The following is a 26,534-nucleotide window of genomic DNA, read 5'->3' as shown; positions in this document are numbered from 1 at the left end:
GAACTTCTCTAGGCGGGATCAGGCCACCGAGGTGGCTTCTTCCCGGACGGTCTTCGGGCCGGTCCATTGGCGGCGCATCCGCCACAGGCACTCGATGGTCAGCACCCCGAACAACACGCTGGCCGGCGTGATCAGCCACCACTCGGGGTAGACGAAGATCTTGAACACCAGCGAACCCTGGGCCGCGCTAGCCAGCGCGGCGTTGGCGCTGGCCAGGGTCAGCGCGGCGCAGGTGGCCACCGCGATGGCGTCGGTCACCAGCTCCAGGGCCCAGGCGGTCGCCGGCGGCAGCGCCTTGAGGACCATGTCCATGCGGACATGGGCCCCCTGGCGCAGCAGCCACGGCGTGGCCAGGAAGGTCGACAGGTACAGCGTGTACTCGGCGACCTCGGTGGCCCAGGGCAGGTTGCCCAGGCGGGCATTGCGCACGAGCACGTCGGCGCAGATCACCGCCACCATCAGGGCCACAAGGGCGCAGGCGAGCAGGGCGAGGGCCGTGAGCAGGCGGGCCCAGGCCGCATCGGCACGATCGAGGAAGGTCATGCGCGGGGACTGCGACATGGGCGCTCCCGGTCAGCGAGTGACCAGCTGGCGCAGCTTGGGGCCGTGCTCCGGGCTGCGCTTGTTGATGCTCTCCCAGATGGTGTCGGTGGCCCGCTTGGCGTAGGCGGCGCTCTCGGCGGCCGGGAAGGTGATAGGCTGGATGCCGGCAGCAGCCTGGCGCTTCTTCTCCTCCTCCCACTTCTTGCCGTTCTCCAGGTTGAGGTTCTCCATCCAGATCGCGGCGTTCGTCAGCACGGCACGCTGGCGGTCATTGAGCTTCTTCCACGCGTTGAGGTTCACCAGCACCCCCACCTCGGTGTTGTAGAAGCCGGGCTCGACGCGGTACTTGGTGTGCTCCTGCAGGCTCAGGTCGAAGATGCCGGAGACGGGCCAGCCATAGCCGTCGATCACGCCGCGCTCCAGCGCGGTGTAGGTCTCGCCCGGGGCGATGGTCAGCACGTTGGCCCCCATGCTCTGGAAGAACTCCCGGTAGATCGGGATGCCGCGCAGGCGCATGCCGGCGAGGTCCGGCTTGGTGACCGGCTTCTTCAGGAACAGGTGGTAGGGCATGTTGTCGATCGCGCGGCCCAGGTAGTGGGCATTGAGCTTCTCGCCCCACAGCTTGTTGATGTAGTCGTAGGCGCCGTTCTTGCGCCATTCCTGCACGGGCACCGTGCTGACCGACAGCGCGTCGGATTCGGGCAGCAGGTTGGTGTAGAAGTTGCCCGTCACGTTGACCATGTCCACCACGCCGGTCTTGACCGCGTTGCCGACCTCGAAGGGGGGCATCACCTTGGCGCCGCCGCCGAGGTAGTTGATCTGGATGACGCCCTTGCCCTCGGCGTTGACCTTCTGGATGAACTTCTCGAAGTTGATGGAGAAGAAGTTGCCCTCCGGCCACGCGCTCACGGCCTTGATGGTGACCTCCTGGGCGCTCGCCTGGGCGAGGCCCAGGGCGAGGGCGCAGGCCGCGGTGGCACGTGCGATCTTGTTGAACAGTTTCATCGGTTGTCTCCTGAAATGGTGAGGGAACATGTCGCCGTCCCTTGCGCTTGCGGTGAAGTTCAGAGGAAGCTGTAGCCGCCGTCCACCACCAGCGACTGGCCGGTGACGAAGGCGCTGTCGTCCGAGGCGAGGAAGCTGACCACGCCCTCGAGGTCGCGCGGCCCCTCCTCACGGTGGATGCACCGCAGGGCGATCTGCTGGCGCTTCTGCTCGGGCGTCACGGTCTCGCGCGGCACCTCGGTGTCGGTGGCGCCGGGCAGCAGCGCGTTGACGGTGATGCCGTCGGGCCCGAGCTCGCGCGCCAGCGACCGCGTCATCCCCACCACGGCGGCCTTGGAGGTCGTGTAGTGCAGGTAGTTGGGGCGCCCCATCACGTAGGCGGCGGAGGACACGTTGACGATCCGGCCCCAGCGGTGGCGGCGCATCAGGGGCACCATCGCGCGCGCCATCAGGAAGCTGCCGGTGATGTTCACGTGGAGCACCCGCATCCACTCCTCCACCGGGATCTGCTCGAAGGGACGCATCTTGATCGTCGAGAAGATGGCCGCGTTGTTCACGAGCACGTCGCAGCGCCCGTAGCGCTCGTCGATGGCCGCGGCGACGAGGTCGACGCTGGCGACATCGCCGACGTCCGCCGTCAGCGGCAGGCACTCCCCACCCGCCGCCTCGATCTCGGCGGCCACGCGCGCCACCGCCTGCGCCTGTATGTCCAGCGCCACCACCCGGTGGCCTTCGCGCGCGAAGCGCATCGCATAGGCGCGGCCCAGGCCCTGCGCGGCCCCCGTGATGGCGACGACACGACGACTCGGTCCCTGGATGTCCTTTTCGCTCACTGCGGTGTCTCCTCGGTCTGGCATTCGCGGAGGGCTCCGCGTTTTCTTAGTTGACGAACCATATTTGCTGGGGCTAGTCTAAAAACCGGTCGACACCCGATCAATCTCGATTCGACAGTCGATCAAAGAAAACCCCTACCGATGCACACCATTCACACGGCGAATGCGGCGCCCTTGTGCGACCCCGGCGACTTGCTCACCGCGCAGGAGGCCAGCCACCTGCTGGGCATCAAGCTGGCCACTCTCTACACGTATGTCAGCCGCGGGCTGCTGCGGCCGGTGCGCCACCCGAACCGCAAGGAGAACCGCTACCAGCGCAGCGATATCGAGGGGCTGAAGATCCGCAGCAGCGCCCGCCAGGGGCACGGCGCGGTGGCGGCCACTGCGATGCGCTGGGGCCAGCCCGTGATGGACACCGGCATCAGCGAGATCGGCGACGAGGGCCCCCGTTACCGCGGGCACCTGGCCAGCGACCTGGTGCGGCACCCAGGCGTGTTCGAGAACGTCGCGGAGCTGCTGTGGTCCGGCGTGCTGACGGACAGCCCGCACGCCTGGCCCGTGGAGCCGCCGCACGTGGACCTTCAGCTGGCGCTGGATGGCATGCTGCAGCAGGGGCGAGAGCGGCCGCGGATGCTGCGCGTGTTCTCGATCGTCGCCACGGCGCTGGGGGGCGGCACGCTGGCCGAGGAGTTGCGCAGCGGCTCCATCGAGCGCTACTCCCGCCAGATGCTGTTCGGCTTTGCCGGCGCCTGCGGCGTGCTCGGCCCGCAGGGCCGCTTCGTGATGCCCGAGGGTGAGCGTCCCCTGGCGCAACACATCCTGCGGGCGCTGGGGGGGCCCGCAACACCTCAGGCGGAGCATGCGGTCAATGCGGCCCTGATCCTCGGCGCAGACCATGAGCTTTCTTCCGGGACCTTCTCGGCCCGCATCGCGGCTTCCACCGGCTCCACCCTGCACGCCAGCATCGTCGCGGCGCAGGCGACCCAGCAGGGCATCGTGCTGGCGGGCGGCGCCGACGCCGCGGAGGACTTCATCGGGCGCATCGGCTCGCTCGCTGCGCTGGACGTCCGCCTCGCGGAGGCCGAGCGGCGGCGCGAGCGGCTCGCCGGCTTCGGCCTGCCGATTTACCCGGACGGCGATCCCCGCGCGGCATTCCTCATCGACATCGCCCAGCGGACCGCCCCCGGCAGCGACCGGGCCGACCTGGCCTACCGCTTCGTCGAGCGGGTTCGCGAGCGGCTGGGGATGCACCCGAACATCGAGATGGGCCTGGTCGTCCTGGGCCTCGCCTGGGGACTGCCTGCGCGGACGCCATGCGCGCTGTGGGGCATCAGCCGCACCGCGGGCTGGATCGCGCACGTGATGGAGCAGCGCCTGGCCGGCTTCACCATCCGCCCGCGCGGCCTCTACCAGAGCCGGCGCTGATCGGCCGCCGGGCGCTCACGCGTCCGGCACCAGCCGGTTCAGCCCCGAGCGGCCGGCCAGCAGGTCGCTGGCGATGATGATGCGCTGCATCTCCGACGACCCCTCCGTGATCAGCCGGCTGCGCGCGTCGCGGAACATCAGCTCCAGCGGCAGCTCCCGCGACAGGCCCAGGCCGCCGTGGACCTGGATCGCGCGGTCCACGACGCGCATGTACATCTCGTCGGCATGCAGCTTCACCTGCGAGGCCTCGACATGGAAGTCCAGGCCCTGGTCGGCCTTCCAGGCCGCGTGGTAGGTCATGAGGCGGGCCGCATGCAGCTCCGTCGCCGAGTCCGCCAGCATCCACTGGATCGCCTGGCGCTTGGCCAGGGGCTGGCCGAAGGTGCTGCGCTGGTTGGCATGGTCCACCGCCATCTGGAGGGCGCGCTCGGCGCGGCCGATCGACTTGGGACCGTGGATCAGGCGGCCCACGTCCAGGAACTCGCGGGCCAGCGCCCAGCCCTGCCCCGGCTCGCCGACCCGCTGCGAGGCGGGGACCACGACATCCTCGAACACCAGCTCCCAGGGACGGTCGGGGCTCATGAGGTCGAAGGCCTGCCCCAGGCGCAGGCCGGGCGTTCCCTTGTCGACGAGGAAGCAGGAGACGCCCAGGTCCTGGCCGTCCTCGATCGTGCGGGCGAACAGCTGCACGAAGTCGGCCTTGTCGGCGCTGGTGATGTAGATCTTGGTGCCGTTGATGCGATAGGTGCCGCCCTCGCGCACGGCGCGCGTGCGCATGCCGGAGGGGTCGGAGCCGCCGTTCGGCTCGGTGAGCGCGAAGCAGGTGCGCTTCTCGCCGCGCACCACGGGGTACAGGTACTTCTCCTTCTGCTCGGGGCCGCAGTGGAAAAGCACGGGCCCCAGGTAGGGCGTGAGCACGGTCTGGGCGCGGAACGAGGGCACGTTGCACTTGCCCAGCTCCTCGAAGACCAGGCACATGCCGACGTAGCCGATGCCGCCGCCGCCGTGCGCCTCGGGCAGGTCGAAGGCCCAGAAGCCCAGCTCCCGCGCGCGGTCCTCGAGCCGGCGGCGGACGTCGTCCGGGATGTCCGGGTCATTGGCGTACCGGGCCTCCAGCGGCATCAGCTCCTCCTGCACGAAGCGGCGCACCGAGTCGCGCAGCATCAGCAGTTCCGGGGGAAAGGCGAAGTTCATGCGATCGCTCCTTCCCGCGCCAGCCTGTCGATCGAGGCCTCGGACAGGCCCGCCTCCCGCAGCACCTGCCGCGTGTGCTCGCCCAGGGTGGGCGGCGGCAGGAAGTCGCTGCGGTGGTCGCCGTCGAAGCGCACCGGACGGTGCGCGGCGCGCACGGCGCCCTGGGTCGGGTGGTCCAGGGTGTAGAACACCTCCTGGTGGCGGACCTGGGGGTCATCGGCGAGGTCCTGCAGCCGGTGCTCGGGCGCGAACGGCACGTCGTTCGCCTCCAGCAGGGGCAGCCAGTGCGAGCGGGGGTGCGCCGCGAAGACGGCCGCCAGGTCCTGCGCCAGCTCGTCGTAGCGCGCCACCCGCGCCCCGCGGTCGGCGTACTTCTGCAGCAGCTGCGGGGCCCCGATGGCGGCCACCAGGCCCTCCCAGAACTTGGGCGGCGAGGACAGGTGCAGGCCGATGCGCAGGCCGTCCGCGCAGGTGACGATGAAGGACTGCGAGGCGGCGGCGCGGGCGTAGAACCCCAGCGGCTGCCCCGTCGAGAACAGCTTGCCCAGGGGCTCGGTGGCGAAGGCGATCATCGACTCGAGCATGCTCACCTCCACCTTGCGCCCGCGCCCGGTGCGGCCACGTTCGGCCAGCGCGGCGAGGATGCCCATGGCGGCATACATGCCCGTGAGCGCATCGGACACCGCGGGGCCCGGCACGCGGGCGTCGGTCCCCTGGTGGAACATGGACAGCCAGCCCGAGAGGGACTGGCCGACGTTGTCATACGCCGCGCGCTCGGCATAGGGCCCGCTCGAGCCGTAGCCGGTGATGCTGCAGTACACGAGGCGCGGGTTGAGGGCCTGCAGCCGCTCGCAGCCCAGGCCGATCTTCTCCTCCACGCCGGGGCGCACATTGAGCAGCAGCACGTCGGCCTGCCGCACCAGCGCCTCCAGCGCCTCGCCGGCCCCGGGCGCGGTGTGCTCCAGGGCGACGCTGCGCTTGTTGCGGTTGTGGGCCTGGAAATGGGAGCTGTAGAGGCCGCCGTTGAAGGCACGGAACGGATCGCCCGAGCCGGGGCGCTCGACCTTGATCACGTCGGCCCCGAGCTCGCCCAGCAGCATGGCGGCATAGGGGGCGGTGATGAAGCTGCCGAAGTCCAGCACGCGGATGCCGGCAAGGACCTGGTTGTCTCTGGATGTCATGGGTCGTGTCGGCGGATCAATCGGGCTTCACGCCGGTCTGGCGCACCAGGCGGGCCAGCGAGGCCGCTTCCTTGCGCATGAAGGCGGCAAACTCCTCGGGCATCGAGGGAGCCCCCACCACGCCCAGCGCGGCCAGGCGCTCCTTCACGTCCGGCTGGCCCAGGGCGGCGGCGATCTCGCGCTGCAGGCGCAGCACGATGTCGCGTGGCGTGCCCGCCGGCGCGACGACGCCGTACCAGGTCATGAAGTCGAATTCGCCCAGCCCGGGCGTCTCGGCGACGGCGGGCGTGTCCGGGAACGCGGGCTGGCGCTTGGCGCTGGAGACGGCCAGCGGCACCAGCCGCCCCTGGCGGGCGTAGGGCGCGGCCGACGAGGTCCCGGTGAACATGACATCCACCTGCCCGGCGACCAGGTCGGCCAGCGCCGGCGCCACGCCCTTGTAGGGGATGTGGGTCATGAAGGTGCCGGAGAGCGACTTGAACCACTCCATCGACAGCTGGTGCGGCGTGCCGTTTCCGATCGAGGCGTAGTTGATCTTGCCGGGACGCTGCTTGGCCAGCGCGATCAGCTCGGGCACGGTCTTCACGCCCAGCGAGGGGTGGGCCACCATCACCAGGGGCACGAAGACGAGCTGCGAGACCGGGGCGAAGTCGTTCACCGAGTCGTACGGCAGCTTGGGGAAGAAGGTGGGGTTGATCGTGTGGGAGTCGGTGACCAGGCCGATGGTGTGGCCGTCGGGCGGCGCCTTGGCCATCAGGTCGGTGCCGATGACGGTGCTCGCGCCAGGCTTGTTGTCCACCACCACCTGCTGGCCCATCGAGGCGGCCATCTTCTGGGCCACCAGCCGGGCCACGATGTCGGTGCCGCCCCCGGGCGGGTACGGCACGATGAAGCGGATCGGCTTGCTCGGGTAGGCGGCCTGCGCGCCGGCCACGGCGGGCGCCAGGGCGGCGGCCAGCGCGAGGCCGAGTGCCTGGAAGAGACGGCGCCGGCACGGCGGCCGGGTCTGGGTGTCGTTCATGGATGTCTCCTTGGGTTTCTGTGTGTCTTCAACATGCCAGGGACTGCGCGGGCGCGACGGACAGCCGTCCCACCCGCTCCCAGTCGACCCGGCCGGCCACGCTGGCGGCGGCCGGCAGTTCGATGCATCCGTCCCGCACGGCCGGCACCTCGTGCAGGACCTGCTCGCGCATCGAGAGGAACCAGGTGACTTCGGCCGGCAGGGCCCGCGCGTCGAGGCTGGCCGCCTGCATCAGCGCCTGCCAGGTGCCCACCGCGCTCTCACCGAACATGCCCACCACGGTCGTGGCGCCGGCGGCTTCGGCGAGCGCCTGCATGGCGCGCGTCACGGTCAGGCCGAAGCGCCCGGGTTTCAGGCTGAACGCGCGCGCGCCGGCCTCGATGAACAGGGCCGTGTCCTGCGCCGACCAGCAGCCGAAGTCCACCAGCAGCGGCCCGGGCAGGCCCGCCTGCAGCGCGGTGAAGCCGCGCCCGGGCGCCAGCGGGCAGGGGTCTTCCACCACGCAGGCGCCGGCGTCGAACAGGGCCTGCGCGTAGTCGCGCGCCTCACCGGGCGCATAGGCGCCATTGGCGTCGACGTAGAAGCCGACGCCGTCGCCCACCGCGGACCGCAGCGCGCGCAGCGCCTCGGCGTCGACCGCGACGCCCTGGCCGCCCTTGACCTTCAGCATGCGCAGGCCCAGGCGCTCCACCAGGGCGGCGGCCTCGCGCGCCATGAGGCCGGGGGCCTGCCGGGTCACGGTGAACGAGACCGGCACGCGGGCGCGTCCCTGCCACTGCTGCCACAGGGGCGCGCCGGCCGCCGCGGCCCGCAGGTCCCACACCGCGTTGTCGACGAGCGCCTTGGGTGCATGCAGCCCGGGAATGCCCTCGAGGCAACGGGCGACCGCGCCGGCATCGGACAGGTCGACCTGCGCCAGCCGCGGCAGCAGCACCTCGGCCAGGCTGGCGCGAAGCCCCTCCAGGCCGAAGCCGGTCCACGTCGGCTTCACCGTCATCTCGGCGACGCCCTCGTGGCCCTCGTCCGACTGCAGGCGCAGCATCAGGAAGGTGCCGCCCTCCTCGACGATGTCGCTCCAGCGGACCGGCCGCTCATAGGGCAGCCGGTAGGCGTGGAGGGTGCTGTGGGCCAGTCGCATCGCGGGCGCGCTCAATTGGGCTGGATGCCGGCCTCGCGGATCACGCGGCCCCAGCGGGCGGAGTCGCGCACCATGAAGTCGACGAAGGCCGCGCCGGCCAGGAACGTGGGGTCGGCGCCCCAGCCCTGGAACCGCTCGGCCGAGGCCGGCTCCTTCATGATCCGCTCCAGCGCCTGCGCCAGGCGGGCCGCGGCCTCGGCAGGCACGCCCTTGGGGCCGGTCAGGCCGTACCAGGCCAGCACCTCGAAATCCGGGTAGCCCGATTCCGCCACGGTGGGAATGTCGGGCGCGAGCGGGCTGCGGCCCCGGCTGGTGATGGCGATGGCCTTGAGCCGCCCCGCCCTCACCTGCTGCAGCGTGCCCGCCACGGTGACGAAGGCGAAGCCCACGTCACCGCGGATCACGCCGGTGATGGCGTCGGCCTGGCCCTTGTACGGCACATGCTGGATGTCCACGCCGGCCTGCTTGCGGAACAACTCCCCCGCCAGGTGGCCGCTGGTGCCATTGCCCGCGGACGAGAAACTCAGCTTGCCCGGCTGGCTGCGCGCGAGCGCCACCAGGTCGGCCACCGAGTTCACCGGCAGGGCCGGGTTGACGACCAGCAGGTTCGGCGCCGTGCCCAGGAGGGCGATGGCGCTCATGTCCGCGATCGGGTCATAGGCCAGCTTCAGCAGGTGCGGGTTGACCGCGTGGGTGGGGCTGCCGCCGACCACGAAGGTGTAGCCGTCCGCGGGCGCGCGCAGCACCAGCTCGGTGGCGAGGTTGCCGCCCGCCCCGGGCCGGTTCTCCACCACCACGGGCTGGCCCAGGAGCGGGGTCAATCGGTCCGCGAGGAAGCGGGTCAGCAGGTCCACGGTGCCGCCGGGCGCGAAGGCCACGACGAGCCGCACCGGCCTGGAGGGCCAGCCCGCGGGCTGCGCGCGGGCGCCCGGGGCGCAGGCGGCGAGCACGGCGGCGAGGGCCGTGCGCCGGGTCGGGAGTCGGTCCATGGGGGCGGCCTCCTCAGTCGAGCTTCACGCCCAGGTCCCTGATGTAGTTCGCGTAGGTCGCCCGGTCCCGGTTCAGGAACTCGGCGAACTGGTCGGGCCCCTGGTTCAGGAGCTCGAGGCCGACGCCGGTGATGTAGCGGGCCTGGAAATCCGGCCGGACGATGATCCGCGAGACGTCACCCGCCACCTTGTCGATCACCGCGCGCGGCGTGCCGGCCGGCGCCACCAGGCCGAACCAGGCGCTGGACTGGAAGCCCGGCAGGCCGACCTCGGCGAAGGTGGGTACCTCCGGCAGGACGGCGGAGCGCTTGGGCGCAGCCACCGCGATCGCCCGCAGCTGCCCGCCCTTGACCACCTGCACCACCGGCGGCACACCGGTGAAGGCGATCTGCACCTGGCTGCCGATCAGCGCCGGCACGACATCCGCCACGCCCTTGTACGGCACGTGCATCAGCTTGACACCCGTCGCCTTGGCGAAGGCCTCGGCGTCGATGTGGGCCTTGCTGCCCAGGCCATAGGTGCCATAGCTCACCTCGCCCGGGCGGGCCTTGGCCTCGTTGACCAGGTCGGCCAGCGTGCGCCCCTTGAAGGCCGGCCCGACGACCAGGACCTCCAGCGTCTCGGCCACGTTGATCACCGGCACCAGGTCCTTGACCGGGTCGTAGGGCAGGCGCGTGTACAGGTACTGGTTGGAGGACATCGTGGGATCGTTCGCCATCATCAGCGTGTAGCCGTCGGCGGGCGATTTCGCCGTCGCCTGCGCCGCGATGATGGTGTTGGCACCCGGCCGGTTCTCGACCACGACCGGCTGGCCCCAGTCACGCGCCAGGTCCTGGGCGATGCCGCGCGCCAGGTTGTCGGCCAGGCCGCCGGCCGGAAACGGCACGATGATCTTCACCGCCCTGTTCGGCCAGCCGGCCGCCGCGCCCTGCGCCTGCGCCGGGCCCCAGCCCAGGGCCATCACGCCCGCCAGCGCCCCGGCCCATGCCGCCCTCAAGAGGGCCTTCCTGGAATGCTTCATGTCCTTGTCTCCTGGTTCTTTTGTGGGCCGGATCGGGCCGGCCCGGCCCTCTTGCCTCATGACACCTGGCGGTCCTGCCCCTGCCAGTACGGCGCGCGCAGCGCGCGCTTGTCGACCTTGTTGGTGCTCGCCACTCGCGGCAGCGCGGGCAGGAACCGGTAGGCGCGCGGGCGCTTGTAACCGGCGATGCGCTCGCGGCAATGCGCGTCCAGCGCCGCGTCGTCGGCCGAGGCCCCCGGCCGCAGCACCACGGCAGCCAGCACCGACTCGCCCCATTTCGCGTCGGGGATGCCGATCACCGCGGCCTCGGCGACCGCGGGGTGCATCAGCAGCGCCTCCTCCACCTCGCGCGAGTAGATGTTCTCGCCGCCGGAGATGATCATGTCCTTCTTGCGGTCGACGATGAACAGGAAGCCGTCCTCGTCGAGATAGCCCATGTCGCCGGTATGCAGCAGGCCGTCACGCAGGGCCTGGGCGGTGGCCTCGGGCTTGCGCCAGTACCCCTGCATCACGGAGACGGACCGCAGGCAGACCTCGCCCACGACGCCCTGCGGGCACTCGCGCCCCGCGTCGTCGAGGATGCGCAAGTCCGTCCCCAGGTAGGGCTGGCCCGCGGAGGCGAGCCGCGCGCGCTGGCGGTCGTCGCCCTCCAGCACATGCTGGTGCTTCAGCAGGGTCGTGCCCAGGCCCGCCTCGGTCATGCCGTAGATCTGCATGAAGATCGGGCCGAACACCCGCCGCGCCCGCAGCGACAGGGCCACCGACATCGGCGCCGAGGCGTAGCACACCGTGTGCAGGCTGGAGACGTCGTAGGGGTTCGCTTCCTGCACGTCCAGCATCATCGTGATCATGGTCGGCGCGAGGTGCGCCGAGGTCACGCGCTGCTGCGCGATGCTTCGCAGGAGGGCGTGGGCCTCGAACACCCGGTGCAGCACGATGGTGGCGCCCGCCACCAGGTACGTGAGCAGCTCGGTGGGACCGCCGATGTGATAGAACGGCATCACGATCAGCATCCGGTCGACCTGCGACGCGCCATGCGTCAGCGCCTGGGCCCGGGCCTGCTCCAGCTGGGCCTCGTTCCCGAGCATCACGCCCTTGGGCACGCCGGTGGTTCCGCTGGTGTAGATCAACAGGAAGGTGTCGTCCTGGCGGGCCCGCATCGCCAGCGGCTGCGGCGCGGCCTCTGCCAGCAGCGCCTCGTAGCCGATGAACCCGTCCCCGGCCCCGGGGGCGCGGTCGAAGCAGACGAACAGCGTGTCGCCGGGCAGGCTCGCGCGCAGCGCCTGCACCCGGTCCAGGTATTCCCCCTCGAAGACGACGACCGCCGGCTCGGCGTCCTTCAGGATCGCGGCCTGCTCGTCGACGGAGAGCCGGTAGTTCAGCCCCAGGCCGATGTAGCCGCCCAGGCCCGCGGCGCCGTACACCTCGAGGTACTCGGGGCAGTTGCGCGAGAGGACCGCGATGCGCTCCTGCCGCGGGTAGCCGCGCGCCACGAGGGCATTGACCAGGCGGGCGCAGCGCTCGGCGAAGGTTCGGTGCGTGAGCGTGCGGCCCTCGAACCAGACCGCGGGGTGGTCGCCGAAGCAGCGCGCGTTGTGCTCGATCAGGTCGCCGATGATCATGCGGACTCCTGGGGTGCGCGCACGCGCACCATCATCTGGGCCATGCCCTGCTGGACCAGCTCGCCGTCGTGGCGCAGCAGGCGGATCTGGCGCTCGATGACGCCGCGTCGCCCGTCGGAGGTCCGGCGCTTGCCGGTGATGCGCACCTCGACATGCACCGTGTCGCCCACGAACAGCGGCGCGAGGTAGCGCCAGTCGGAAAACCCGAGGGCGCCGACCACGTCGTCGCCGAAGGCGGGGAAGCGGGTGGCCATGCCAGTGGCGATGTGCAGGCCGTACGAGCCGTGGAAGATGCGCCGGCCCAGCGGCGTGCCGCGGGCATAGGCCTCGTCGGCATGGATCGGGTGCCAGTCCCCGCTGGACATGCAGGCCTGGAGCAGGTCGCCCTCGGTCAGGGTGCGTCCGGTGCTGGTCCAGGTGGCGCCCACCGCGAGCGCGTCGAAGGTGTCGTGCCGTTCCATGGCGGGCTCAGGCCTGCAGCGCGCGCTGCAGGAAGGCATTGGTGCGCTCGCGGGCCAGGGCGATGTCGGCCTCGGCGCCGCGGGTGTAGAAGCCGTGGTCGGCGCCGGGGTACAGGTGCATCTCGACCGCCCGCCCCCGCACCGCCTCGGCGATCTGCTGGCGGGCGGCCTCGGGCGCGTAGCGGTCCTGGTCGCCGAAATGCAGCATCAGGGGGCAGCGCAGCGCGCCCGCGGCGTCCAGGCGCTTCTCGATGCCCACGCCGTAGAAGCCGACCGCCGCGTCCACGGCCGGCAGGGTCGCCGCGAGGTAGGCCAGCTTGCCGCCCAGGCACAGGCCGGCGACGGCCACCCGGCCGCTGAAGCCGGGGCGCTGGCGGATGCGGGCGGCGGTGTCCGCGATGTCGGCCAGGCCGTCCTCGTCCTTGTAGCGCCCCAGGAAGCCGAAGGCCTTCTCCATGTCCTCCTTCGAGTGGGACAGCTCGACGCCGGGCTGCATCCGCCAGAACAGGTCCGGGGCGTAGGCCAGGTAGCCGTCCTCGGCGAAGCGGTCGGCGACGCGGCGCACATGGGCGGTCAGGCCGAAGATCTCCTGCAGCAGGATCACGGCATGGCCGTTCGGCCGGGCGGGCTCGCTGACATAGGCGGAAAAGCTGCCGCCGCCGGCGCTGGAAATCGTGTCTCGGTGGGAGTTCGTCATTCAGGGGCCCTCAGACCGTGTAGCGACCGGCCAGCACTTCGCGGGCGATCGAGCTCTTGTGGATTTCCACCGTGCCGTAGCCGATGGACATGCCGCGCACGTCGCGGAAATGGCGCTCGTACGGGTACTCCTGCGACAGGCCGTAGGCGCCCGCCAGCTGCATGGCCTCGTTGGTCACGCGCACCGCCATCTGGTTGACGTAGGCCTTGGTGATCGAGGTATCCGCGATGCTGGGCTGGCCCGCATCGACGCGGGCCGCCGCCCGGTACAGGAGGGCGCGGGCGGCCTCGATGTCCATCGCCATGTCGGCCAGCTTCCACTGCAGCCCCTGCTGGTCCGCCAGCGGCCGGCCGAACTGCACGCGCTCCTTCACGTGGGCCACGACGGCCTCGAAGGCGGCCTGGGCGACGCCCAGGCAGATGGTCGGGTTGCCGGAGATGCGGTCGGCGTCGAGCACCGCCAGCAGCTCGCGCATCCGGCCGGCCTCCAGGAGCACCTGGTCGGCCGGGATGCGGCAGTCCTGGAACACCAGTTCGGCCATGCCGGTGCCACGCAGGCCCAGCAGGTCCAGGTGGTTGCCGATGGAGAACCCCGGGGTCCCCCGCTCCACGAGGATGGCGCCGACGCCCTTCATGCCGGGCTCCGGGCTCATTCGCACCAGCACCAGGAACAGGTCGGCGACCTGGGCGCCCGTGCACCACAGCTTGCTGCCGTTGATCACGACCTGGTCGCCCTCGCGGGTGGCGCGGCACTGCACATTGCCGACGTCGGAGCCGGCATTGGGCTCGGACATGCTCCAGGCCGTCAGCACCTCGCCCTTGACGATGCGGGGCAGGTACTTGCGCTTGTGTTCCTCGCTGCCCAGGCCCAGGAGGGCGCGCGGCGTCGCGCCGTCGGTGCACGAGAACAGGATCGCGGTGTTGGCGCAGGCGCGCGCGATCGCCTCGGCGACCAGCACGTTCTCCATCAGCCCCAGGCCGGCGCCGCCGTAGGCCTCGGGGATGAACAGGCCGGTGTAGCCATGCTCGGCGAGCACCCGCACGTTCTCCACCGGCGGCCGGTACTCCCGGTCGGCGCGGGCGGCGCCGGGCGCGAAGCGCTCCCGCGCCAGGGCCCGCACGTTGTCGCGGATCAGGCGCTGTTCCTCGGTCAGACCCAGGTCTTGCATCGCGGCTCCTTCACCACTGCACGTGCGAGGACGACTCCGCCTCGGTGCGTTCCCAGACCTCGCGCGCGATCGGGTTGCGCAGCTCCTCGGCGATGTGGCCGACGATGCCGATCGAGCGGCCGATCACGGCCAGGCCGCGGCACAGGCGCCACGGGATCCCCATCTCCGACGACAGCGCGCCGAGCGCGCCGGTGGCGTTGACCGGCAGCTGCCCGGGCTTGCCCAGGGCCCGCTCGGCGGCCGCCGCGATCTCCTGCATGAGGCGGACGTAGCGGCCGCTGAGCCCGTGCTGGGCGGCCAGTTCGAACAGGCGCGTCGCCCGTGGGTCCACCGGCTTGTGGAGGTTGTGCCCGATCCCGGGAATCGGCTGGCGCGACTCGCGCAGCCGGCGCACGATCGATTCGGCCAGGCCGGGCAGCTCGGCGTCCGGGACCTCGGCGCCGTCGGCGGGCAGGGCCTCCTGCAGCAGGCGGGCCGAGCCCTCGGCCGTTCCCGCGAAGGTGGTTCCCATCCCGAGCAGGCCCGAGGCCACGGCCCCCTGCAGCGACTCCGGCGCGCCGAGGTAGGTCAGGCGGGCGGCGATCACCATCGGCGTCATCCCGTGCTCCACCAGCGTGGCCAGCATCGCGTTGAACACCACCGACTCCGACGGCGTCGGCAGGCGGCGCTGGATCTCGAGGAAGGCGAAATCGCCCAGGTTCAGCTTGCCCATGATGTCCTGCATCAGGTCCATCCCCTGCACGCGGATGCGTGTGGCGTCGCTGCAGCCCATGTCCGAACGCAGCGGCTTGCGCCCCTCTTTCATGCCTTGTCTCCTTGATCGTGGTCGCGGCTCAACGGGCCGCTCTGGCACGCCAATCTACGGGCGGGCGATGTTCCAACCAATCGATGCAGGTCATCTAGACTATTCGTCCCATGGATGAAGACAAATTCGACCTGAACCTGATGCGCGTGTTCGACGCGCTCATGGAGGACGGCAACCTGACGCGCGCCGGCTTCCGGCTCGGGCTGTCCCAGCCCGCCATGAGCCATGCGCTCGCGCGCCTGCGCAAGCTCGCCGGCGACACGCTGTTCGTGCGGGTGCCCACCGGGATGGAGCCCACCGAGATGGCCCTTCGCATGGCGCCGGCCGTGCGTGAGGGCCTGCGGCTGCTGGAGGGGGCGCTGGAGGGGGACATGCGGTTCGACCCGCTGACCTGCGAGCGCACCTTCCAGGTCCTCATGAGCGACATCGGGGAGCTGGTCTACCTGCCGCGCCTGATGCGGCGGCTCGAGGAGGTGGCCCCCCGCATGAACGTGCGGGCGCTGCAGCTGCCCCGGGAGGCCTACAACGATGCCTTCATCAGCGGCGAAGCGGACCTGGCCATCGGCTTCCTGCCGGGCCTGCGGGCCGGCTTCTACCAGCAGCGGTTGTTCTCGGACTCTTACGTGTGCGTGGTCCGCAAGGACCACCCCCGCATCAAGAGCCGGCTGACCCTGGCGCAGTTCGTCGCGGAATCCCACGTCCTGATCGAGCCCGGCGGGTCACGCTACCGCACGATGACGCACCAGACCTCGACCACCACCCTGATCGAGCAGTTCCTCGTCGAACAGGGTCTGACGCGCCGCGTCGCGCTGCGGGTGCCGCATTTCATGGTGGTCCCCGAGATCGTGCAGTCGACCGACCTGATCGCCACGATCCCGAGTTACGTGATCCACCACACTGCGCCCCGGCCCGGGTTGAAGATGCTGCAGCTGCCGTTCGAGGTGCCGCGCTTCGAGATCAAGCAGTTCTGGCACCAGCGGGGCCACGACGACCCGGGGAACCGCTGGCTTCGGGGCGTGATCGGCGAGCTGTTCACGCAAGCCTGACGCGGCCTCAGGCGTGCAGCCGCGAGGTCTTGGGCAGGTGCGCCATCAGGAACTCCATCTGGTCCGCCAGGATGCGGCGGTTGCGGAGGATGAAGTCCTCCCAGAGGCTGGGAACGTAGGGCGCGTACAGCAGGGGCATGCGTGCCTGCTCCGGGGTGCGGCTGCCCTTGCGGTGGTTGCAGGCGCGGCAGGCGGTGACCACGTTCATCCAGTGGTCCTTGCCGTTCTGGGCGAAGGGAATGATGTGTTCTCGGGTGAGTTCGCCCTCGAGGCAGTGCTCGCCGCAGTAGGCGCAGACATTGCGGTCACGGGCGAACAGCTTGCTGTTGGTCAGGCCCGGTTTGAGGTCGAAGGGATTGATGTTCGGCACGCCCTTGGTGCCGATGATGCTGCAGACCGCGATGGACGACTGCTCCCCGGTGAGGGCGTTGTGCCCGCCCCGGAACAGGGCCACCTGCGCGCCGACCTCCCAGCGCACCTGGTCGGCCGCGTAATGCAGCACCGCCTGTTCCAGCGAAATCCAGGACTGCGGAAGGCCCTGGGCCGACAGCTTCAACACCTTCAAGAAACGCCTCCATCCAAGATCGAGACCATCGAAAGCAATCGCGATGACAATATAACCCTTTTCAAAGGCATTTCACCGACCGGGGGCACAGAGGGCGGGCACCGGTTGCTATCAAAACCATATCAAGCGCGCGATGCAGATCTTCCGCGGATTCCACCATCCGGGCGTGGCCCGGGCCTGCGCACTGACCATCGGGAATTTCGATGGCGTCCACCGGGGCCACCAGGCCATGCTGGCGCTGTTGAACAGCGAAGCGCGCCATCGCGGGATTCCCAGCTGCGTGCTCACGTTCGAGCCGCATCCCCGAGACTACTTCGCCGGCGTGCAGCGCAGGCCCGAACTGGCACCCGCGCGCATCGCCACCCTGCGTGACAAGCTCGGCGAGCTGGCCGCCTGCGGCGTGGACCAGTGCGTGGTCCTGCCGTTCGACGCCACCCTGTCCAGCCTGCCGCCCGAGGCCTTCATCGACCAGGTGCTGGTCGACGGCCTCGGCGCGAAGTACGTGCTGGTGGGCGACGACTTCCGCTTCGGCGCCCGCCGCGCCGGCGACTACGCCATGCTCGACGCGGCCGGCGCCATCCGCGGCTTCGATGTCGCCCGCATGAACAGCTACCAGGTGCACGGCCTGCGGGTGTCCAGCTCCGAGGTGCGGCTGGCCCTGGGCCGCGGCGACATGGCGGGCGTGCAGGCCCTGCTGGGGCGCCCCTACAGCATCAGCGGCCACGTGGTGCACGGGCGCAAGCTGGGCCGCGAACTCGGGCGCAGCCACGTCAACCCGACGGGCTTCCGCACCCTGAACCTGCGCTTCTCGCACTGGAAGCCGGCCGCCAGCGGCATCTTCGCGGTCCATGTGCACGGGCTGGCGGGCGGGCCCCTGGAGGGCGTGGCCAACCTGGGCATCCGCCCCTCGCTGGACCCGGACGACGTCAACGGCGGCCGCGTCCTGCTGGAGACCCACTGCCTGGACTGGCCGGCCCACCTCGGCGGGGAGGGGGGGTACGGTAAAATCATCCAGGTGGACCTCCTGCACAAACTGCACGACGAGCTGAAGTACGACAGCCTCGACGCCCTCACCGCCGGCATCGCGCGGGATTGCGCCGACGCCCGCGCGTTCTTCGCGTCCACCCGCCGCCAGACCACGCGCGACCGAATTTAACGACGGGGCCCGCCCGGACCGCCGCCTTCGACAGGCTCAGGGCGGTCCGCATGTCCCCGCCAACCGCCGCCACCCGCCGCCTGCGGGCTGAGCTTGTCGACGCCTATCCCGCACTGCCATGTCCGACGACAACAAGACCGACTACCGCGCCACGCTGAACCTGCCCGACACGCCCTTCCCCATGCGGGGCGACCTGCCCAAACGCGAGCCGGGCTGGGTCAAGGAGTGGGAGGACCAGGGCCTGTACAAGCGCCTGCGCGAGGCCCGCTGCGGCCACGAGAAGTTCGTGCTGCACGACGGCCCGCCCTACGCCAACGGCCAGATCCACATGGGCCACGCGGTCAACAAGATCCTCAAGGACATGATCGTCAAGTCGCGCCAGCTCAAGGGCCTGGACGCGGCCTACATCCCCGGCTGGGACTGCCACGGCCTGCCGATCGAGAACGCCATCGAGAAGAAGCATGGCCGCAACCTGGCGCGTGACGAGATGCAGGCCAGGAGCCGCGCCTTCGCCACCGAGCAGATCGCCCTGCAGATGGCCGACTTCAAGCGCCTGGGCGTGCTGGGCGACTGGGACCACCCCTACAAGACCATGGAGCCGCGCAACGAGGCCGACGAGATCCGCGCCTTCAAGCGCGTGATGGAGCGCGGCTTCGTCTACCGCGGCCTGAAGCCGGTGTACTGGTGCTTCGACTGCGCCTCGTCGCTGGCCGAGTTCGAGATCGAGTACGCCGACAAGAAGTCGCAGACCCTGGACGTGGGCTTCGAGGCCGACGAGCCGGCGAAGCTGGCCGCCGCCTTCGGCCTGGCCGGCCTGGACAAGCCGGCCTACGCGGTGATCTGGACCACCACCGCCTGGACCATCCCCGCCAACCAGGCGCTGAACCTGAACCCCGAGATCGTCTACGCGCTGGTGGACACGCCGCGCGGCTACGTGATCGTGGCCGAGTCGCTGGTGGAGAAGTGCCTGGCGCGCTTCCATCTCGAAGGCCAGGTGGTCGCCACCACCCCCGGCGAGAAGCTGGGCGGCCTGAACTTCCGCCACCCCTTCCACCATGTGGACCCGGCCTACGCGCGCCTGTCGCCCATCTACCTGGCCGACTACGCCACCGCCGAGGACGGCACCGGCATCGTGCACTCCGCCCCGGCCTATGGCGTGGACGACTTCAACAGCTGCGTCTCGCACGGCATGAAGTACGACCAGATCCTCAACCCGGTGCAGGGCCACGGCAGCTACGCGCCGGAGCTGGCCCTGTTCGGCGGCCAGAACATCTGGAAGGCCGCGCCGGTGATCATCGAGGCGCTGCGCGACGCCGGCCGCCTGTTCGCCACCGAAAACATCGCCCACAGCTACCCGCACTGCTGGCGCCACAAGTCCCCGGTGATCTACCGCGCCGCGGCGCAGTGGTTCATCCGCATGGACGAGGGCGAGGGCGTGTTCACCACCGACAAGGCACCCGCCACCCTGCGCCAGCTCGCGCTGGCCGCGATCGAGGAGACCCAGTTCTATCCCGAGAACGGCAAGGCCCGCCTGCGCGACATGATCGCCGGCCGCCCGGACTGGTGCATCTCTCGCCAGCGCTCCTGGGGCGTGCCCCTGCCCTTCTTCCTGGACGTCGACTCGGGCGAGCTGCACCCCAAGACCCCCGAGATCCTGGACATCGCCGCGGCGATGGTCGAGGCCGGCGGCATCGAGGCCTGGTCCAAGGCCAGCACCGAGGAGATCCTGGCGAAGGTGGGCTGCGCCGCCGACGCGCCGCGCTACACCAAGAGCCAGGACATCCTGGAGGTGTGGTTCGACTCCGGCACCACCCACACCACGGTGCTCAAAGGCTCGCACGCCGGCGCCGGCCATGACAGCGGCCCCGAGGCCGACCTGTACCTGGAAGGCCACGACCAGCACCGCGGCTGGTTCCACAGCTCGCTGCTCACCGCCTGCGCCATGTACGGGCGCGCGCCTTACCGCGGCCTGCTGACGCACGGGTTCACCGTGGACAGCCAGGGCCGCAAGATGTCCAAGTCCCTGGGCAACGGCGTGGACCCGCAGAAGACCAGCGAGAAGCTGGGCGCGGAAATCATCCGCCTGTGGGTGGCGGCCTCCGACTACTCCGGCGACATCGCCGGCGACGACAAGATCCTGGCCCGCGTGGTCGACGCCTACCGCCGCATCCGCAACACCCTGCGCTTCCTGCTGGCGAACGTGAGTGACTTCGACCCGGCCAAGGACGCCGTGCCCCTGGCCGAGATGCTGGAGATCGACCGCTACGCCATGAGCCGCGCGGCGCAGTTCCAGGCCGAGATCCTGGCGCACTACGAGGTCTACGAATTCCACCCGGTGGTGGCCAAGCTGCAGGTGTACTGCTCCGAGGACCTGGGCGCGTTCTACCTGGACATCCTCAAGGACCGCCTCTACACCACCAGCCCGAAGTCCCATGCCCGCCGCAGCGCGCAGACCGCGCTGTGGAACATCACGCACGCGATGCTGCGCTGGATGGCCCCCTTCCTCAGCTTCACCGCCGAGGAGGCCTGGAAGGTCTTCGGCGGCACCGACTCGATCTTCTTCGAGACCTATGCGGAGATCGGCGGCCCCGACGAGGCCCTCCTGGCGAAGTGGAGCCGCATCCGCGCGATCCGCGACGTGGCGAACAAGGAAGTCGAAGCCCTGCGCGAAAAGGGCGGCGTGGGCTCCTCGCTGCAGGCCGACCTGGCGATCACCGCCCCGGCCGCCGACCACGCCCTGCTCGCCAGCCTGGGCGACGACCTGAAGTTCGTCTTCATGACGTCGTCCCTCGGCCTGGCCGAAGGCGCCGAGCTGGCGGTGAAGGCCTCGCCCTCCGCCGCGCAGAAGTGCGAGCGCTGCTGGCACTGGCGTGACGACGTCGGCCACGACGCCGCCCATCCCACGCTGTGCGGCCGCTGCACCAGCAACCTGTTCGGCGCCGGCGAGAGCCGCGCCTGCGCCTGATGGCCAAAGGCGCCAAGGCGGGCGGGATGATGCCCTGGCTGGGCCTGGCGCTGGTCGTCTTCATCGCCGACCAGTTCACCAAGACCCTGATCCTGGGCTACTACCGTCTGGGTGACGCGACCTACGTCACCTCGTTCCTGGAGATCGTGCGCGCGCACAACACCGGCGCGGCCTTCTCCTTCCTGGCCTCGGCCTCGGGCTGGCAGCGGTGGTTCTTCATCGCGCTGGGCACCGGCGCGGCGGTGTTCATCGTGTGGATGCTGCGCCAGCACGCCGGGCAGAAGCTGTTCGCGTTCTCGATGGCCTGCCTGCTCGGCGGCGCCGTGGGCAACGTGGTGGACCGCGCGCTGCACGGCTACGTGGTGGACTTCATCCACCTGCACTACGCCGGCTGGTCCTTCCCCGCCTTCAACATCGCCGACATGGGCATCACCGCGGGCGCGGTGGGCATGATCCTCGACGAGCTCCTGCGCGTGCGCCGCGGCCGCTGACGCGGCGCGCGGCCTGCCCGGCGCTCAGGGCAGCAGGATGGTGCAGCCCGTGGTCTTGCGAGCCTCCAGGTCGCGGTGCGCCTGGGCCACCTCGGACATCGGGTAGCGCTGGTCGATGCGGATCTTCACCTTGCCGCTGGCCACCACCTCGAACAGGTCGTCGGCCATCGCCTGGGTCGACTCGCGCGTGGCGATGTGCGTGAACAGCGTCTGGCGGGTGACGTACAGCGAGCCCTTGCCGGCCAGCACCGCGGGCGCGAACGCCGGCACCGGGCCGGAGGAGGCGCCGAAGCTGGCCATCAGGCCGAAGGGCGCCAGGCAGTCGAGCGACTTGTCCCAGGTGTCCTTGCCCACCGAGTCGTAGACCACCTTCACGCCCTTGCCGCCGGTGATCTCCTTGACGCGGGCCGCGAAGTCCTCGGTGGCGTAGTTGATGGCGTGGGCCGCGCCGTGCTCGCGGGCCAGGGCGCACTTGGCCTCGGAGCCGGCGGTGCCAATCAGCTGCAGGCCCAGCGCGCGGGCCCACTGGCAGGCGATCAGGCCGACGCCGCCGGCCGCCGCGTGGAACAGGACGAAGTCGCCCGCCTGCAGGCCGCCGACCGGCAGCGTCTTCTTCAGGAGGTACTGCGCGGTCAGGCCCTTGAGCATCATCGCGGCGCCGGTCTCGAAGCTGATCGCGTCGGGCAGCCTGCACACGCACTTGGCGGGCATGACGCGGACTTCGCAGTACGCGCCGGGCGGCTGGCTGGCGTAGGCGGCGCGGTCGCCCACCTTCAGGTGGGTGACGCCCTCGCCCACGGCCTCGACGATGCCCGCGCCCTCCATGCCCAGGGCGGCCGGGTACTGCAGGGGGTAGGCGCCGGTGCGGTAATAGACGTCGATGTAGTTCAGGCCGATGGCGTGGTGGCGGATGCGGATCTCGCCGGGGCCGGGCTGGCCGACCTCGACCTCCTCGAGGCGGAGCTGTTCGGGGCCGCCGGCGGCGTGGATGCGGATGGCTCGGGTCATGGTGCGGGGTCTCCTCTTGTCGTGGCGCGCATCGTGCCATGAATCCCCGGCCCCCCGTCCGCGGTCGGATACAGTCTCGGCCTCCCATGACCCCGCGATTCGACCTGCGCGCCCTCCTGCTGCTCACCCTGCCGCCCCTGCTGTGGGCCGGCAATGCGGTGGTGGGCCGGCTGGTCAGCGGCCTGGTGCCGCCGATGACGCTGAACCTGCTGCGGTGGGTCTTCGCGGCCCTCGCGCTGCTTCCCCTGGCCGGCTGGGTGCTGCGCCCCGGCAGCGGCTTCGCGGCCCACTGGCGCCGCTTCGCCTGGCTCGGCCTGCTCGGCATGGGCTGCTTCAACTCGCTGCAGTACCTGGCCCTGCACACCTCCACCCCCATGAACGTCACCCTGGTGGGCGCGAGCATGCCGGTGTTCATGATGGTCGTGGGCGTGGCCTTCCATGGCCAGCGGGTCTCGGCGCGGCAGGTCGGCGGCTCGCTGCTCTCGGCCACCGGCGTGCTGCTGGTGCTCACGCGCGGCGACCTGGCCGCCCTGTCCCGCCTGCAGCTGGTGCCGGGCGACCTGTACATGCTGTCGGCGGTGGTGGTGTGGGCCTTCTACAGCTGGGGCCTGGCGAAGACCACCGAGCCGGAGAACATCCGCAACGACTGGGCCGCGTACCTGCTGGCGCAGGTCGCCCCTGGCGTGCTCTGGTCGGCGCTGTTCACGGCCGGCGAGTGGGCGCTGGCGCCGCAGTCGATCACCTGGGGCTGGCCGGTGGCGGCCGCCCTCGCCTACGTGTCCCTGGGCGCCTCGGTGGTGGCCTACCGCTGCTGGGGCCTGGGCATCCAGCGCATGGGGCCCAACATGGCCGCCGTGTTCAACAACCTCACGCCGCTGTTCGCGGCACTGCTGTCCGGCGCGCTCCTGGGCGAGCTGCCGCATGCGTACCACGCGCTGGCGTTCGCGCTGATCGCCGGGGGCATCGTGGTGGCGGCGCGGCGCTGAAGCCGCCGGGGGCCGCCCGCGGCGGTCCCCTCGTGCAGGCCCCGTGCGGCAGGCCGCTGCGGCCACAGGGGCCTGCCGGGCGGGACCCGGCTCAGAAGGTGCCGGGGTACGCGCCGCCGTCGATCAGCAGGTTCTGGCCGGTGATGTAGCCCGCCTGCGCGCTGCACAAGAAGGCGCAGGTGGCGCCGAACTCCTCGGGCTCGCCGAAGCGCTGCGCCGGGATGGTCTTGCGGCGGCCGTCAGCGATCTCGTCGAGGCTCTTGCCCGTCTTGCTGGCGGCGCCGGCGAAGTTGGACTTGAGGCGGTCGGTGTAGAACGCACCGGGCAGCAGGTTGTTGATGGTGACGTTGCGGGCCGCCAGCTGCGGGTTGCGCGCCAGGCCGGCGATGAAGCCGGTGAGGCCGCTGCGCGCGCCGTTGGACAGGCCCAGCACATCGATCGGCGCCTTCACCGCGCCCGAGGTGATGTTGACGATGCGGCCGAAGCCGCGCTCGGCCATGCCGTCGGCCACCGCCTTGATCAATTCGATGGGGGTGAGCATGTTGGCGTCCAGCGCCTTGATCCATTCGTCCCGGCCCCAGTCGCGGAAGTCGCCGGGGGGCGGGCCGCCGGCGTTGGTGACCACGATGTCGTAGCCGGCGTGGGCGGCGAGGGCCGCGGCGCGGCCCTCGGGCGTGGTGATGTCGGCGGCCACCGCCACCACCTGGGTGCCGGCCGGCAGCTGCGGGTCGGCCCGCAGTTCGGCGGCCGCGGCCTCCAGCGCCGGGGCGCCGCGCGCCACCATCACCACGTGCGCACCGTTCTGCGCCAGCGCCCGGGCGCAGCCCAGGCCCAGGCCCTTGCTCGCGCCGCACACCAGGGCCCAGCGGCCCTTGATTCCGTAATCCATGTCTGCTCCTCGGAGTATGTTTTTCAGCCGCGCGATTGTGGCGCAGGCGCGCCCGGCGCGCGGGTGAACAGGTAGATGCCCGCAATCACCAGCACCGTGCCGGCCGCGACCCAGGCGGTGAAGGGCTCGCCGAGCAGCGCCACCCCCATGAAGATCGTGGACAGCGGGCCGACCATGCCGGTCTGCGCCGTCACGCCCGGGCCCACGCGCTCGATGGCCATCATGACCAGCAGCACCGGGATCGCGGTGCAGACGGTGGCATTGAGCAGTGACAGCCACACCACCGGCATCGGCGTGTCCAGCGCCGCGGCGATCGGGCGCGTGGCCGCAAAGTGGGCCAGCACGCACAGGCAGGCCACCGAGGTCGCCAGGCCCACCAGGCGCAGCGAGCCCACGCGCTTCACCATCTGGCCGCTGTAGACCATGTAGAGCGCATACATCACCGCGCTGGCCAGCACCAGGGCCGAGCCCTTGGCGGCCTCGGCGCCCTGCAGGCCCACCTCGTGGCCGAAGACCAGCAGCACGCCGCCATAGCTGGTGGCCATGCCCAGGAGCTGCGTGCGCCGCAGCGGCTTGCGGGTCATGAACCAGCCCATGGCCACGACCAGGGTCGGGTTGAGGTACAGGATCAGGCGTTCGAGCGAGGCAGTGACGTACTGGAGCCCGAGGAAATCGAGGTAGCTGGACAGGTAGTAGCCCGTGATCCCCAGGTAGGCCACGCCCGCCCAGTCCCGCAGGGAGAGCGCCTGCTTGCCGCGGCTCGCCCACCAGGCCATGGCAGCGAACAGGGGCAGCGCGAACAGCATGCGCAGCATGATCAGCGTGGTCGGGTCGGTGCCATGCCGGTAGGCCAGCTTGATGATGATGGCCTTGCCGCTGAAGGCCACGGCGCCGAGCGCCGCGAGGGCCAGGCCGACGCCCGGCCGGGAGGGGGCTTGCGTCACCGGCTCACTCCCCATGCAGCCGCGCGTGCAGGCGCCGCAGCGAGGCCCACACCGACAGCGCCACGACCGGGATGGCCACCGCCGCCGTGGTCTCGGCCGACCAGGGCCAGCCCAGGCCCTTGCCGCCCTTGGCCAGGTAGCTCACGAGGCCGACGATGTAGTAGGTGATGGCGGCGACCGACAGGCCCTCCACCGTCGACTGAAGCTTCAGCTGCAGCGCCTGGCGCCGGTTCATCGCGACCAGCAGGGCCTGGCTGCTTTCCTGCTGCTCGATCTCCACGCGGGTGCGCAGCAGGTTGCTGATGCGGGAGACGCGCTGCGACAGCGCGTCCTGCCGGCGCGCGGCCCACTCGCAGGTGCTGCGCGCGGGCGACAGGCGCCGCTGCACGAACTCGCCCAGGGTCTGCAGGCCCGGCAGGCGGGACTCGCCCAGGTCGGCGATGCGCCGGTCCACCAGCTCGAAGTAGGCGGTGCTGGCGGAAAAGCGCGAGTGGGTGGCGGCGTACTGGCCCTCCACCTCGCCGGCCAGCGTGGTCAGGCGATCGAGCAGCTGCGGCTCCTCGTTGCGGCGGGCGACGCGGATGGCGCCGGCCAGGTCGGCCAGCTCGGTCTCCGCGCGGCCCAGCGCGGCGAAGGCCTGGCGCGCCACCGGCAGCGCCAGCAGGGCCATCATGCGGTAGCTGTCGATCTCCACCAGCTGCTGCACCAGGCGGCCCAGGCGGCGCGGCGAGAGGCCGCCGGCCAGCAGCACCATGCGCGAGAAGCCGTCGGCATGCAGGGCGAAGTCGGTGTAGACCTCGCCGTGGCCATCGGCGACGGTGGAGCCCACCAGGGTCTCCTCGTTCAGCACATGGCGGGTCAGGGGCCGGTGGTCGAGGGCATCGGCCGGCAGCACCCACAGGTGCAGGCCGGCCAGCCAGCGCCCGGGCAGCTGCGAGAGCCAGGCCTGGGGCACGGCGCCGATGGCGGCCTCGGGCTCGCGGTCGCCGAAGTCCTGCGCATCGAAGCCGGCGCGCGAGAAGGTCCAGGTCACGAACTCGGTGTGCATCTCCCAGCGCAGGCGCAGGCCGGCCACGTCCACCCGCAGGTGGCTGCAGCCCTCGTCGGGCGGCGGCAGGTGGTGGTCACGCAGCAGGGCCGCGACATGGGCCCGGCTCGCCTCGCGCTGCGCGGCGTCGCAGTGCATGACCACGTGGCTCATGGCCAGCGGCGCCGCCATCGCCTCGGGCGGGCGGGCATGGATCTCGTTGTGGAGGGCGACCCGCTGGGGATGCGGCGCGGGCAGCCGGGGCGAGGCAGTCGTCGTAGTCACTGCGGCGATTGTGACAGCCACAAAGCGAAACGGCACCCGAGGGTGCCGTTTCACGCACGGGCCGCGAGG

Annotated in this window: 25 protein-coding genes; 6 read left to right on the top strand and 19 right to left on the bottom strand. The window is 70.9% G+C overall.

Annotated elements, in window-relative coordinates:
• Positions 1-18: 18 nt before the first annotated feature.
• The 3 genes from ACT80S_RS14635 to ACT80S_RS14625 are packed head-to-tail and all read right to left on the bottom strand — an operon-like array spanning position 19 to position 2,381.
• On the bottom strand, positions 19-561 hold the full coding sequence (locus ACT80S_RS14635) for a TRAP transporter small permease (RefSeq protein ID WP_377417055.1): 543 nt from the start codon (positions 559-561) through the stop codon (positions 19-21).
• Positions 562-573: 12 nt separating this feature from the next.
• Complete coding sequence (dctP, locus tag ACT80S_RS14630) at positions 574-1,548, bottom strand: TRAP transporter substrate-binding protein DctP (protein WP_377417053.1); 975 nt, start codon at positions 1,546-1,548, stop codon at positions 574-576.
• Positions 1,549-1,607: 59 nt separating this feature from the next.
• Positions 1,608-2,381, bottom strand: a complete 774-nt coding sequence (locus ACT80S_RS14625) for an SDR family NAD(P)-dependent oxidoreductase (RefSeq protein WP_377417050.1) — start codon at positions 2,379-2,381, stop codon at positions 1,608-1,610.
• A gap of 141 nt (positions 2,382-2,522) precedes the next feature.
• On the opposite strand from ACT80S_RS14625, the gene ACT80S_RS14620 reads away from it, so the two are divergent.
• Complete coding sequence (locus ACT80S_RS14620; RefSeq protein ID WP_377417048.1) at positions 2,523-3,806, top strand: citrate synthase; 1,284 nt, start codon at positions 2,523-2,525, stop codon at positions 3,804-3,806.
• A 15-nt stretch (positions 3,807-3,821) separates the two neighbouring features.
• Here ACT80S_RS14620 and ACT80S_RS14615 read toward each other — a convergent pair whose 3' ends face one another.
• From ACT80S_RS14615 to ACT80S_RS14565, 11 genes are read right to left on the bottom strand one after another with little or no spacing between them, the layout of a single operon-like run.
• Positions 3,822-5,000, bottom strand: coding sequence for an acyl-CoA dehydrogenase family protein (locus tag ACT80S_RS14615; protein ID WP_377417045.1), 1,179 nt, complete (start codon positions 4,998-5,000; stop codon positions 3,822-3,824).
• Complete coding sequence (locus ACT80S_RS14610) at positions 4,997-6,181, bottom strand: CaiB/BaiF CoA transferase family protein (RefSeq protein ID WP_377417043.1); 1,185 nt, start codon at positions 6,179-6,181, stop codon at positions 4,997-4,999. The genes ACT80S_RS14615 and ACT80S_RS14610 overlap by 4 nt, the downstream gene beginning before the upstream one ends.
• A gap of 16 nt (positions 6,182-6,197) precedes the next feature.
• Positions 6,198-7,202, bottom strand: a complete 1,005-nt coding sequence (locus ACT80S_RS14605; RefSeq protein WP_377417041.1) for a tripartite tricarboxylate transporter substrate binding protein — start codon at positions 7,200-7,202, stop codon at positions 6,198-6,200.
• Between the two features lie 28 nt (positions 7,203-7,230).
• A complete protein-coding gene (locus tag ACT80S_RS14600; RefSeq protein WP_377417039.1) occupies positions 7,231-8,340 on the bottom strand; it encodes a mandelate racemase/muconate lactonizing enzyme family protein in 1,110 nt (369 codons plus the stop codon).
• Positions 8,341-8,351: 11 nt separating this feature from the next.
• Positions 8,352-9,329 carry a Bug family tripartite tricarboxylate transporter substrate binding protein gene (locus ACT80S_RS14595; protein WP_377417036.1) on the bottom strand — a complete coding sequence of 326 codons (978 nt, stop codon included), beginning with the start codon at positions 9,327-9,329 and terminating at the stop codon, positions 8,352-8,354.
• Positions 9,330-9,342: 13 nt separating this feature from the next.
• Complete coding sequence (locus tag ACT80S_RS14590; RefSeq protein WP_377417033.1) at positions 9,343-10,350, bottom strand: Bug family tripartite tricarboxylate transporter substrate binding protein; 1,008 nt, start codon at positions 10,348-10,350, stop codon at positions 9,343-9,345.
• 56 nt (positions 10,351-10,406) lie between these two features.
• A complete protein-coding gene (locus ACT80S_RS14585) occupies positions 10,407-11,972 on the bottom strand; it encodes a long-chain-fatty-acid--CoA ligase (protein WP_377417030.1) in 1,566 nt (521 codons plus the stop codon).
• Positions 11,969-12,433: a MaoC/PaaZ C-terminal domain-containing protein gene (locus ACT80S_RS14580; protein WP_377417028.1), complete on the bottom strand. Its 465-nt coding sequence runs from the start codon at positions 12,431-12,433 to the stop codon at positions 11,969-11,971. The genes ACT80S_RS14585 and ACT80S_RS14580 overlap by 4 nt, the downstream gene beginning before the upstream one ends.
• A gap of 7 nt (positions 12,434-12,440) precedes the next feature.
• Entirely contained in the window at positions 12,441-13,130 is a 690-nt protein-coding gene (locus ACT80S_RS14575) for a dienelactone hydrolase family protein (protein ID WP_377417026.1), read from the bottom strand.
• 10 nt (positions 13,131-13,140) lie between these two features.
• Positions 13,141-14,298: an acyl-CoA dehydrogenase family protein gene (locus ACT80S_RS14570; RefSeq protein WP_377417023.1), complete on the bottom strand. Its 1,158-nt coding sequence runs from the start codon at positions 14,296-14,298 to the stop codon at positions 13,141-13,143.
• A gap of 10 nt (positions 14,299-14,308) precedes the next feature.
• On the bottom strand, positions 14,309-15,103 hold the full coding sequence (locus tag ACT80S_RS14565) for a citryl-CoA lyase (RefSeq protein WP_377417021.1): 795 nt from the start codon (positions 15,101-15,103) through the stop codon (positions 14,309-14,311).
• Between the two features lie 110 nt (positions 15,104-15,213).
• Here ACT80S_RS14565 and ACT80S_RS14560 point away from each other — a divergent pair, with 110 nt between their 5' ends.
• Positions 15,214-16,149 carry a LysR family transcriptional regulator gene (locus ACT80S_RS14560; protein WP_377417019.1) on the top strand — a complete coding sequence of 312 codons (936 nt, stop codon included), beginning with the start codon at positions 15,214-15,216 and terminating at the stop codon, positions 16,147-16,149.
• Positions 16,150-16,156: 7 nt separating this feature from the next.
• Here the strand turns inward: ACT80S_RS14560 and ACT80S_RS14555 are convergent, their stop codons facing one another.
• On the bottom strand, positions 16,157-16,714 hold the full coding sequence (locus ACT80S_RS14555; RefSeq protein ID WP_377417017.1) for an HNH endonuclease: 558 nt from the start codon (positions 16,712-16,714) through the stop codon (positions 16,157-16,159).
• A gap of 133 nt (positions 16,715-16,847) precedes the next feature.
• Between ACT80S_RS14555 and ACT80S_RS14550 the strand changes: the two genes are divergently transcribed.
• The 3 genes from ACT80S_RS14550 to lspA all read left to right on the top strand — a co-directional run bounded on the left by ACT80S_RS14550 (position 16,848) and on the right by lspA (position 21,326).
• On the top strand, positions 16,848-17,870 hold the full coding sequence (locus ACT80S_RS14550; protein WP_377417014.1) for a bifunctional riboflavin kinase/FAD synthetase: 1,023 nt from the start codon (positions 16,848-16,850) through the stop codon (positions 17,868-17,870).
• Positions 17,871-17,988: 118 nt separating this feature from the next.
• Complete coding sequence (ileS, locus tag ACT80S_RS14545; RefSeq protein ID WP_377417012.1) at positions 17,989-20,835, top strand: isoleucine--tRNA ligase; 2,847 nt, start codon at positions 17,989-17,991, stop codon at positions 20,833-20,835.
• Complete coding sequence (gene lspA, locus ACT80S_RS14540; RefSeq protein WP_377417008.1) at positions 20,835-21,326, top strand: signal peptidase II; 492 nt, start codon at positions 20,835-20,837, stop codon at positions 21,324-21,326. Before ileS ends, lspA begins: the two co-directional genes overlap by 1 nt.
• A 24-nt stretch (positions 21,327-21,350) precedes the next feature.
• Here lspA and ACT80S_RS14535 read toward each other — a convergent pair whose 3' ends face one another.
• On the bottom strand, positions 21,351-22,334 hold the full coding sequence (locus ACT80S_RS14535; RefSeq protein WP_377417005.1) for a quinone oxidoreductase family protein: 984 nt from the start codon (positions 22,332-22,334) through the stop codon (positions 21,351-21,353).
• 86 nt (positions 22,335-22,420) lie between these two features.
• Between ACT80S_RS14535 and ACT80S_RS14530 the strand changes: the two genes are divergently transcribed.
• The gene (locus ACT80S_RS14530) at positions 22,421-23,320 is read left to right on the top strand and encodes a DMT family transporter (protein WP_377417002.1); all 900 of its coding nucleotides are present in this window, start codon (positions 22,421-22,423) and stop codon (positions 23,318-23,320) included.
• Positions 23,321-23,411: 91 nt separating this feature from the next.
• Here the strand turns inward: ACT80S_RS14530 and ACT80S_RS14525 are convergent, their stop codons facing one another.
• Genes ACT80S_RS14525 through ACT80S_RS14515 form a run of 3 tightly spaced genes read right to left on the bottom strand, consistent with a single transcriptional unit; the run spans position 23,412 to position 26,465 of the window.
• Complete coding sequence (locus ACT80S_RS14525; RefSeq protein ID WP_377417000.1) at positions 23,412-24,209, bottom strand: SDR family oxidoreductase; 798 nt, start codon at positions 24,207-24,209, stop codon at positions 23,412-23,414.
• A 23-nt stretch (positions 24,210-24,232) separates the two neighbouring features.
• Positions 24,233-25,168 carry a DMT family transporter gene (locus ACT80S_RS14520; protein WP_377416997.1) on the bottom strand — a complete coding sequence of 312 codons (936 nt, stop codon included), beginning with the start codon at positions 25,166-25,168 and terminating at the stop codon, positions 24,233-24,235.
• Positions 25,158-26,465 (bottom strand): DUF3422 family protein, encoded by a 1,308-nt coding sequence (locus ACT80S_RS14515; RefSeq protein WP_377416995.1) that lies wholly within the window; start codon positions 26,463-26,465, stop codon positions 25,158-25,160. The genes ACT80S_RS14520 and ACT80S_RS14515 overlap by 11 nt, the downstream gene beginning before the upstream one ends.
• Between the last annotated feature and the right edge of the window lie 69 nt (positions 26,466-26,534).

This window comes from Ramlibacter sp. MAHUQ-53 (assembly GCF_052600055.1).
This window is presented reverse-complemented; position numbering and strand designations above follow the sequence as displayed.